The sequence below is a fragment of the Neisseria sp. HMSC067H09 genome, from assembly GCF_001814135.1.
Classification (GTDB): domain Bacteria; phylum Pseudomonadota; class Gammaproteobacteria; order Burkholderiales; family Neisseriaceae; genus Neisseria.
This window is the reverse complement of the sequence record NZ_KV814890.1, coordinates 1-9393: the sequence shown is the minus strand read 5'-3', so window position 1 is coordinate 9393 and position 9393 is coordinate 1. Positions and strand designations below refer to the sequence as shown.

Sequence of the window (9393 nt, the reverse complement as noted above, 5' to 3'; positions counted from 1 at the left end):
ATTTGGGGGCCAGTTCAGTTTTCAGACGACCTCTCTTTATCCAATTTGGTGCCGGAGAAGGGAATCGAACCCCCGACCTTCGCGTTACGAATGCGCTGCTCTACCGACTGAGCTACACCGGCACGGTGTTCGTTATCATATACATAAACGGGATGTTCGGCAAGTTCGCATTTCCCGATAAGGTTGTTGCTCGGTGAAAATATATGCCGTGTTTTCAGACGACCTCTTTTAAAAAGGCCGTATGGGGATAGTGTTTTGTTGTTTGACTTTTCCACTTTCCGCACGCCCGGAAACGGCAATGGGTTGGACAGGTTTATCCGGAATCGGCAAGCTGTCAGCCTCCGTCCGAATATAATATTTAACAGTGAACAAGCTAAATCTGAATGATGGGTTCGCCTGCAAGGTTGGATGAACGGGGGGAGCAAAGTGTGTTGCATCAAGGTTCAAGATGGCGGACGAACACCTGCGAATTGCGGCCGTTGGCGAGGTAGTCGCGGCGGCGTTCTTCGGGTAATGCGTCGGGAGAGGTCGTCTGAAAACCGCGTTCGGCAAACCATTCGCCTGTGTGGGTGGAGAGGGCGAACAGGCGGCGGATGCCCATGGCGCGGGCTTTTTGGAAGAGGTGGTCGAGCAGCATTTCGCCGTAGCCGCCGTCGCGGGCTTCGGGGGAGACGACGAGGCAGGCGAGTTCGCCGATTTCGGGGTCGTCGAAAGTTTTGAGGGCGACGCAACCGTAGATGTTGCGGTCGTGTTCGAGGACGGAGAAGCCGGAGATGTGGTTTTCGAGATATTCGCGGCTGCGGTGCAACAGGATGCCTTGTTCTTCCAGCGGGCGTATCAGGGCGATGATGCGGGGGATGTCGCGGCTGTGGGCTTGGCGAATGGAGACGAAGGAATCGCGGGCGATGGCGGTGCCGCAGCCTTCACGGGTGAAGAGTTCGCGCAACAGTCCGCCGTCTTCGCGTCCGCTGAGGATTTGAACGCGGCTGACGCCGTTTTCGACGGCGTTGACGGCGGCTTGGAGCAGGCGAACGGGAACGTTGTGTGCGGTTTCTATCAGGTGGCGTACTTCGCCTGAGGACAGGGTGGACATGAGGACGCCGTCGGCGTTGCAAATGCCGGCTTCTTCGGTCAGGTACACGAGTTTTTCGGCTTGAAGGGCGACGGCGACGGCTTCGGCGGCTTCGCTCATGCTGAGGTTGAAGGTTTTGCCGCCGTAGGAGTGTCCGAGCGGACTGATAAGGACGATGGCACCGTCGTCGAGGCGGCGGTTGATCGAGTCTGTGTCGGTTTTGCGGACGATGCCGGTATAGCCCATGTCTATGCCGTCAATGACGCCGAGCGGACGGGCGGTGAGGAAATTGCCCGAAGCGGTGGGAATCGGTTTGTTGCGCAAGGGGGCGGATGCGCTGCTGCACAGGGCGGCTTCGATGTCGCTGCGTATCATGCCGACTGCCTGTTTGGCGTCGCGCAGGGTGGCGTCGTCGGTAATGCGGCGGTTGCGGTGGTATTGCGGAACGAATTGTCTGTCGGCGGCGAGGCGGTTGAGGAAATGGCGCGTGCCGTGTACCAACACGAGCCGCACGCCCAAGCCGGCAAGCAGGTGGAAATCGGCGGCGAGCCGGTTCAGGGTGTCGCCTTCGAGCAGGCTGTCGGTGATACCGATAACCAGTGTTTTACCGCGCAGGTAGTGGATATAAGGCGCGGCTTCGCGAAAATCGGCAACAAAACCCGGAGATGTGTTCATAACAAGACCAAATAGAAAAGCTGCATGATGAGGACGGTCAGCGCAACCAGTACCGCCAGCGTCCAGTTGAAGCCTTCTTCGGATTTGGCGGGTTTGGCAGCGGCTGCCGCCATCAGGGCTTGGAATTCTTCAGTCCGCCGTTTTTCTTCTTCTGCACGACGCTTTTCCTCTTCGGTGCGCCGTGCCGCCTCTTCTTTGGCTTTTTTGGCGCGTTCGGCGCTGTCGAGCAGGCTGGCGATTTCGTGGCGGGAGAGTTGTTTGCGGTTGCGGATGTTGCCGCCCATGTCGTGTACGAGGCGGACGTCGGTAACGGCGTTGGGCAGCGTGTCGGGATTGGCGGGAGCGGAAGACGGCGCCAGGCTGTCTTTGGCTTTGAACAGGCCTTCGCATTTATTGCAAACGACAAAGCCTTGTGCAACGTTGAGCTGGGTGTCTTTGACCCAAAGTGAGGTTTTGCAGTGTGGGCATATACAGGCGGGCATAGGGGTTTTCCGTGTAAAGTGTGGAATGTGTTGTTTTAATGTGTGTTTGATTGGGGTAGGTCGTCTGAAAAGGGATTGTCCGTCTTCAGACGACCTTTTGTTTATCGGATTTTAGGCGACGCCGTAGCGTTCGCGGTAGGCTCTGACCGGTTCGAGGAAGCCGCCGAATTCCGCGTTGTTTTGCAGGAGCGTGAACAAGTCGTTCAGATTGGCAATGGCGACGACGGGTAAGCCGTATTGTTTTTCCACTTCCTGAACGGCGGACAATTCGCCCGTACCTTTTTCCATGCGGTCGAGTGCGATGGCGACGGCGGCGGGCGTTGCGCCTTCCGCTTCAATCAGTTTGACCGATTCGCGCACAGATGTTCCCGCAGAAATCACGTCGTCGATAATCAATACGCGGCCTTTGAGCGGCGCACCGACCAACACGCCGCCTTCGCCGTGGTCTTTCGCTTCTTTGCGGTTGTAGGCAAACGGCACGTTCACACCTTTTTCCGCCAGCATCATCGCCGTCGCCGCCGCCAAAATAATGCCTTTATAAGCTGGGCCGAACAGCATGTCGAATTTTACGCCGCTCTCGATAATCGCCTGCGCGTAAAACTTCGCCAGTTGCAGCGTCGATGCGCCGTCGTTAAACAGTCCGGCGTTGAAAAAATAAGGCGACTGACGGCCTGCCTTGGTTGTGAATTCACCGAATTTCAATACATTCTGCGCCAGCGCAAACTTGAGGAAATCTTGACGGAAATCGGACATTTTGCTTCTTTCGAAAGATATTGATTTATAAAGGAAGAGATTATAAAGGATTCATGAGGAAAATGCAGGTCGTCTGAAAACAGGTTTTCTGGTTTCAGACGACCTGTTTCATTCAAGCCCTTTAAAATACGCCATTAGCCATTATCTATCGGTAAGCGGCGACGGCGGCATACTTGATATGCCCAAGCCGATGATTTACTGTTAGAATCCGAATTTATTTGTTTTCAAACCATTTTTCAGGAGCAAACGCCATGCGAAACGACGTTTACGACTATACCGCCACGGGACAGGTTGCTAAAAATACCGTCCTGCAAAAAACTTACCGCCTGCTCGGTCTGTCTTTCATTCCCGCCGTCGCCGGCGCATATTTCAGCGGCCAGTTCGGACTGAATCTATTCTCTCTGTTCGGTCAGGGCTGGATGGGGCTGGTTGCCGTGCTGGTATTCTTCTACGGCATGACTTTCCTCATTGAGAAAAACCGTTACAGCAATGTCGGCGCAACCCTCCTGATGATCTTCACTTTCGGCATGGGTGTGCTGATCAGCCCGCTTCTGCAATATACGCTCGCCATTCCAAACGGCACGCAAATCGTCGGCATCGCCGCCGCCATGACTGCCGGGGTGTTCTTCACCATGTCTGCAATGGCGCGCCGCACCAATGTCAATATGAATTCGCTAGGCCGCTTCCTGACCGTCGGCGCGGTGGTGTTGATGATTGCGATGATTGCCAACTTCTTCCTGCAAATCCCGGCATTGAGCCTCGCCGTTTCGGCAGCGTTTGTCCTATTCAGCTCGCTGATGATTATGTGGCAGGTGCGTGCGGTGATTGACGGTGGGGAAGACAGCCATATCAGCGCGGCTCTGACCATCTTCATCTCCATCTACAATATCTTCAGCAGCCTGTTGCGTATTTTGTTGGCGTTCAGTGGCGATGATTAACCGTTTACGCATCTGACGAAAGAATTCAAAGGTCGTCTGAAAACAGGTTTTCTGATTTTCAGACGACCTTTTTGACATTCCATTCCCCGCCCGCTATCCTGACGGCTGCCATCACTCACACCACTACTCATGAACACTATCCCCCCGCGCCGCGCCGTTTACGCAGGCAGCTTCGACCCGCCGACCCTCGGTCATCTTTGGATGATACAAGAAGCGCAGGCGCTTTTTGACGAACTCGTCGTCGCCATCGGTATCAATCCTGAAAAACGCAACACCTACACCATAGACGAACGCCGCGCCATGCTCGAAGCGATTACGGGCGACTTTCCCAATGTCCGCATCAGCGTATTTGAAAACCGCTTCCTGGTCCGCTACGCGCGCGAAATCGGAGCAGGGTTTATCGTTCGCGGTATCCGTTCTGCCGCCGACTATGAATACGAACGCTCCATGCGCTATATCAACAGCGACCTTGCACCCGAAATTTCGACGGTTTTCCTGATGCCGCCGCGCGAAATCGCCGAAGTGTCTTCCACTATGGTCAAAGGCCTGGTCGGCCCCGATGGTTGGCACGACATAATACGCCGCTACCTGCCCGAAGCCGTGTACGAAAAAATCGTGCAGGATTATGAAACTTGAAATCTGTTGTTGATGAAAAGGTCGTCTGAAAGCTTGATATGGGTTTTCAGACGATCTTTCGATTTATGGCAGTGTTTGTGTAATTCTAAATTTACATTGAATAATCAAATGATTAAATTCAATTTAAATATAATTTTTGGTGGCTGATTTGTTGCAAAATATAAACACGGTTTGTCATAAATAAAGATAATTATTATCAATTATTTCGATTAAGCAAAAATATTTCCTATAATGCCGCATCTCTTCACCTTCCGAGTTGAACATGCAATATTCTGCCCGCCTTTCCCTGCTTCCCGCCCTGATTGCCTCCGCCTTCCCGCTGTATGCCGCCGATACCGCCGATAGCGAACATTACACCGCCACACTGCCCACCGTTACCGTGGTCGGACAGTCCGACACCAGCGTACTCAAAGGCTACATCAATTACGACGAAGCCGCCGTTACCCGCAACGGCCAGCTCATCAAAGAAACGCCGCAAACCGTCGATACGCTCAACATCCAGAAAAACAAAAACTACGGCACGAACGATTTGAGTTCCATCCTCGAAGGCAACGCCGGTATTGACGCGGCTTACGATATGCGCGGCGAAAGCATTTTCCTGCGCGGTTTTCAAGCCGACGCATCCGACATCTACCGCGACGGCGTGCGCGAAAGCGGACAGGTCCGCCGCAGCACCGCCAACATCGAGCGCGTGGAAATCCTGAAAGGCCCGTCTTCCGTCCTTTACGGACGCACCAACGGCGGCGGCGTCATCAATATGGTCAGCAAATACGCCAATTTCAAACAAAGCCGCAATATCGGTGCGGTTTACGGCTCGTGGGCAAACCGCAGCCTGAATATGGACATCAACGAAGTGCTGAACAAAAACGTCGCCATCCGCCTCACCGGCGAAGTCGGGCGCGCCAATTCGTTCCGCAGCGGCATAGACAGCAAAAACGTCATGGTTTCGCCCAGCATTACCGTCAAACTCGACAACGGCTTGAAATGGACGGGGCAATACACCTACGACAACGTGGAGCGCACGCCCGACCGCAGCCCGACCAAGTCCGTGTACGACCGCTTCGGACTGCCTTACCGCATGGGTTTCGCCCACCCGAACGATTTTGTCAAAGACAAGCTGCAAGTTTGGCGTTCCGACCTCGAATACGCCTTCAACGACAAATGGCGCGCCCAATGGCAGCTCGCCCACCGCACGGCGGCGCAGGATTTCGACCATTTCTATGCAGGCAGCGAAAACGGCAGCCTAATCAAGCGCAACTACGCCTGGCAGCAGACCGACAACAAAACCCTGTCGTCCAACTTCACGCTCAACGGCGACTACCACATCGGCCGTTTTGAAAACCACCTGACCGTAGGCTTGGATTACAGCCGCGAACACCGCAACCCGACATTGGGTTTCAGCCGCGCCTTTACAGCCTCCATCAACCCCTACGACCGCGCAAGCTGGCCGGCTTCGGGCAGGCTGCAACCCGTCCTCACCCAAAACCGCCACAAAGCCGACTCCTACGGCATCTTTGTGCAAAACATCTTCTCCGCCACGCCCGACTTGAAATTCGTCCTCGGCGGCCGTTACGACAAATACACCTTTAATTCCGAAAACAAACTCACCGGCAGCAGCCGTCAATACAGCGGCCATTCGTTCAGCCCCAACATCGGCGCAGTGTGGAACGTAACGCCTGCCCACACGCTCTACGCCTCGTATAACAAAGGCTTCGCACCTTATGGCGGACGCGGCGGCTATTTGAGCATCGATACTTCGTCTTCTGCCGTGTTCAACGCCGATCCCGAGTACACCCGCCAATACGAAACCGGTGTCAAAAGCAGTTGGCTGGACGACCGCCTCAGCACCACATTGTCCGCCTACCAAATCGAACGCTTCAATATCCGCTACCGTCCCGACGCGCAAAATGATCCCTACACTTGGGCTGTCGGCGGCAAACACCGTTCGCGCGGTGTGGAACTGTCCGCCATCGGACAAATCATCCCCAAAAAACTCTACCTGCGCGGCTCATTGGGCATGATGCAGGCGAAAGTCGTTGAAGACAAAGAAAATCCCGACCGAGTGGGCATCCATTTGGACAACACCAGCAACGTTACCGGCAACCTGTTCTTCCGTTACACGCCGACCGAAAACCTCTACGGCGAAATCGGCGTAACCGGTACGGGCAAACGCTACGGCTACGATTCAAGAAACAAAGAAGTCACCACGCTTCCCGGCTTCGTCCGCACCGACGCCATGCTCGGCTGGAACCGCAAAAACCTGAACCTCACTTTCGCCGTCGGCAATCTGTTCAATCAAAAATACTGGCGTTCCGACGCCATGCCCGGCGCGCCGCGCACTTATACGGCGCGGGTGAATTACAGTTTCTAATTCCAGGCAGGAAATGGAACAAAGGTCGTCTGAAAACTCGTGTTTCGAGTTTTCAGACGACCTTTTACCTTCTATACGCTCATGAATAAGGCGGGGCGCTTAAGTCTGCAAAGAATGTGGCAGTCCGCAAAGATAGCGTTTGCGCGGCCTTTGCTATATCATTCCCTTATCTGAAACCAAGGAAAACATCATGTACGAAGTCAACCGCAGCGTCTTCCTGCTCATCCCGCTCGATCCTTTTTGGAACTGGCTGCAAACCCTGCCCGGCAATCATCTTGACGGTTTGACGCTTGAAGATATTCAAGCCGATGCCAATTCTTACCTCGTCCGTCCGTGTGAAACCGCTGACGAAGTATGGGACGAAATCGAAGCACGGTTTGAAGACATTTTCGCTGCCGAACTTGCCGATTGGTGCGAAGATGAAAGCGAATGGCCTGATTTGAATGCGGATATTTTCAACGAATGGTTTGACATCCAGCTTTCTACCGTCATTACCGACCTCGAACACGAACCGCTCGCCCGTGAAGCCTTTCAACCCTTTAATTTGAACTGATGAACGTCCGCGTCCGCAATTACCATCTTGACGGCTACGGTCATGTCAACAACGCGCGCTATCTCGAATTTCTCGAAGAAGCGCGCTGGACATTTTTTGAGGAACACGGTTTCTTGTCCGAAATCGACGGCTTGATGCTGGTGGTTGTCCGCACCGACATCCGTTATCGCCGCGCCGCCGTCGAGGGCGACATATTACGTTTTGAAGGTCGTCTGAAAGAGCTGACCTCGCGTCATATTATCCTTACCCAAAACATCGTTTTGCCCAGCGGCAAAAATGCCGTCGAAGCCGAAAGTACGCTGATGGTTGTCAGCGCAGAAAGCGGGCGGAGCATCAGCATTCCCGAACCTCTATTTACCCTTTTAAAACAATACTCCGAAGCATGAAAAAACTCATTACCATTGCCGCAGTCGCCATTATCGGCGTGCTGCTCGCCATCGTCCTTATTCCGGATAACAAACCTACTCCCACATTCTCTTTGTTCGACCTGCAAAGCAAACCGGTGTCCAACGCCAATTTGCAAGGCAAGGTCAGTTTCATCAATTTCTGGTTTCCCTCCTGTCCGGGCTGTGTCAGTGAAATGCCCAAAGTCATCAAAATGTCCAAAGACTATCAAGGAAAAGACTTCCAAGTACTCGGCATTGCCCAACCGATAGACCCGTTGGAAAGCGTAACCCAATACGTCCAAGAATACGGTTTGCCCTTTACCGTCATGTTTGATGCCGATAAAGCCGCCGCCCAAGCCTTCGGTACGCAGGTTTACCCGACTTCTTTTCTGATTAATAAAAAAGGCGAAATCCTGAAAACCTTTGTCGGAGAACCCGACTTCGCCGCGCTTTATCAGGAAATCGACAAAGAATTGGCAAAGTAGCAATCAAAAAAGGGCGCAATGATGCACCCTTATGTATTTATTGGGATAACGTGTGGATTCCTTTTCTCGCAAATGCTGATTGGTGTGAAAACGGCAGCAGTTTCAGCAATATTGTTTTTGTGTGCCTTTCTTCATAACCTTTTATCATGATTCGGACAAAGAACCTTCTCAAACCGGGCGGCAGGCAATCATATAATTCACTTCTGTCGAGTCGCATAAAGAATAGCGGCGGGTCAAAAGATTGTAGGTCATGCCCTTGGTGTCGATAACGTCCAAACCTGCCTGCCTGCACATTCGCGCCAGCTCGGCGGGCGTGATGAATTTTTGCCAATCGTGCGTCCCTTTGGGAACGACGTTCAACACATATTCCGCGCCGACAATCAGATGGAGATAAGATTTAGGGTTGCGGTTGATGGTGGAGAAAAACACCCTGCCGTCAGGCTTCACCAGCTCCGAACAGGCTTTGACGATGGCGGCGGGATCGGGAACGTGTTCCATCATTTCCATACAGGTTACAACATCGAAACTGTGCGGCTGTTCGGCGGCAAGGTCTTCGACGCGGATGCAGCGGTAATCGATATTGTCCACTCCTTCGGCAGCGGCATGAGCTTGGGCGGTTTGCAACGATTTTTCCGCCATATCAATGCCGGTAACGTGCGCCGCGCCGCGTTTTGCCATGCTTTCCGACAAAATCCCACCGCCGCAGCCGACATCCAAAACACGTTTGCCCACCAACTGAGCGAATGAATTGATATAGCCCAAGCGTAGCGGATTGATGTCGTGCAGAGGTTTGAACTCGCCGTTTTTATCCCACCATTTATCCGCAATTTGGCTGAATTTAGCGATTTCGTCCGCATCGACGTTGTGTTGTCCGGCTGCTTCCATCATGATTTTCCTGATTTGGATTTCGGGTTGAAGAGGGTTTCGATTTTATAGCAAAGCGGCAGGATGGAACAGAGACCAACCGCCGCCAGCCGCCAAAAGGCTGTCTGAAAACGCCGCTTACCCTTTTCAGACGACCTTGGATTCGGATTTCAAGTGC

Annotated in this window: 10 protein-coding genes and 1 tRNA gene; 6 read left to right on the top strand and 5 right to left on the bottom strand. The window is 53.4% G+C overall.

The features are described from left to right. Positions 1-46: 46 nt before the first annotated feature. The 4 genes from HMPREF2954_RS03780 to pyrE all read right to left on the bottom strand — a co-directional run bounded on the left by HMPREF2954_RS03780 (position 47) and on the right by pyrE (position 2982). Positions 47-122, bottom strand: a tRNA-Thr gene (locus tag HMPREF2954_RS03780). A 314-nt stretch (positions 123-436) separates the two neighbouring features. After that, positions 437-1747 carry an amino-acid N-acetyltransferase gene (gene argA, locus HMPREF2954_RS03775; RefSeq protein WP_045073310.1) on the bottom strand — a complete coding sequence of 437 codons (1311 nt, stop codon included), beginning with the start codon at positions 1745-1747 and terminating at the stop codon, positions 437-439. Continuing rightward, positions 1744-2229, bottom strand: a complete 486-nt coding sequence (locus tag HMPREF2954_RS03770) for an MJ0042-type zinc finger domain-containing protein (RefSeq protein ID WP_003759233.1) — start codon at positions 2227-2229, stop codon at positions 1744-1746. Before HMPREF2954_RS03770 ends, argA begins: the two co-directional genes overlap by 4 nt. A 111-nt stretch (positions 2230-2340) precedes the next feature. Next, positions 2341-2982, bottom strand: a complete 642-nt coding sequence (pyrE, locus tag HMPREF2954_RS03765) for an orotate phosphoribosyltransferase (RefSeq protein WP_003741470.1) — start codon at positions 2980-2982, stop codon at positions 2341-2343. A gap of 251 nt (positions 2983-3233) precedes the next feature. Between pyrE and HMPREF2954_RS03760 the strand changes: the two genes are divergently transcribed. The 6 genes from HMPREF2954_RS03760 to HMPREF2954_RS03735 all read left to right on the top strand — a co-directional run bounded on the left by HMPREF2954_RS03760 (position 3234) and on the right by HMPREF2954_RS03735 (position 8351). Beyond that, a complete protein-coding gene (locus tag HMPREF2954_RS03760; RefSeq protein WP_045073307.1) occupies positions 3234-3920 on the top strand; it encodes a Bax inhibitor-1/YccA family protein in 687 nt (228 codons plus the stop codon). A 129-nt stretch (positions 3921-4049) separates the two neighbouring features. Beyond that, a complete protein-coding gene (coaD, locus tag HMPREF2954_RS03755; RefSeq protein WP_045073305.1) occupies positions 4050-4556 on the top strand; it encodes a pantetheine-phosphate adenylyltransferase in 507 nt (168 codons plus the stop codon). A gap of 262 nt (positions 4557-4818) precedes the next feature. Beyond that, positions 4819-6927 (top strand): TonB-dependent receptor, encoded by a 2109-nt coding sequence (locus HMPREF2954_RS03750; protein ID WP_045073303.1) that lies wholly within the window; start codon positions 4819-4821, stop codon positions 6925-6927. 190 nt (positions 6928-7117) lie between these two features. Beyond that, the gene (locus tag HMPREF2954_RS03745; protein ID WP_045073301.1) at positions 7118-7480 is read left to right on the top strand and encodes a hypothetical protein; all 363 of its coding nucleotides are present in this window, start codon (positions 7118-7120) and stop codon (positions 7478-7480) included. Continuing rightward, the gene (locus HMPREF2954_RS03740) at positions 7480-7866 is read left to right on the top strand and encodes an acyl-CoA thioesterase (protein ID WP_045073299.1); all 387 of its coding nucleotides are present in this window, start codon (positions 7480-7482) and stop codon (positions 7864-7866) included. The genes HMPREF2954_RS03745 and HMPREF2954_RS03740 overlap by 1 nt, the downstream gene beginning before the upstream one ends. Next, a complete protein-coding gene (locus HMPREF2954_RS03735; RefSeq protein ID WP_045073297.1) occupies positions 7863-8351 on the top strand; it encodes a TlpA family protein disulfide reductase in 489 nt (162 codons plus the stop codon). Before HMPREF2954_RS03740 ends, HMPREF2954_RS03735 begins: the two co-directional genes overlap by 4 nt. Positions 8352-8519: 168 nt before the next feature. Here HMPREF2954_RS03735 and ubiG read toward each other — a convergent pair whose 3' ends face one another. Next, positions 8520-9239 carry a bifunctional 2-polyprenyl-6-hydroxyphenol methylase/3-demethylubiquinol 3-O-methyltransferase UbiG gene (ubiG, locus tag HMPREF2954_RS03730; protein WP_039408409.1) on the bottom strand — a complete coding sequence of 240 codons (720 nt, stop codon included), beginning with the start codon at positions 9237-9239 and terminating at the stop codon, positions 8520-8522. Positions 9240-9393 lie beyond the last annotated feature (154 nt).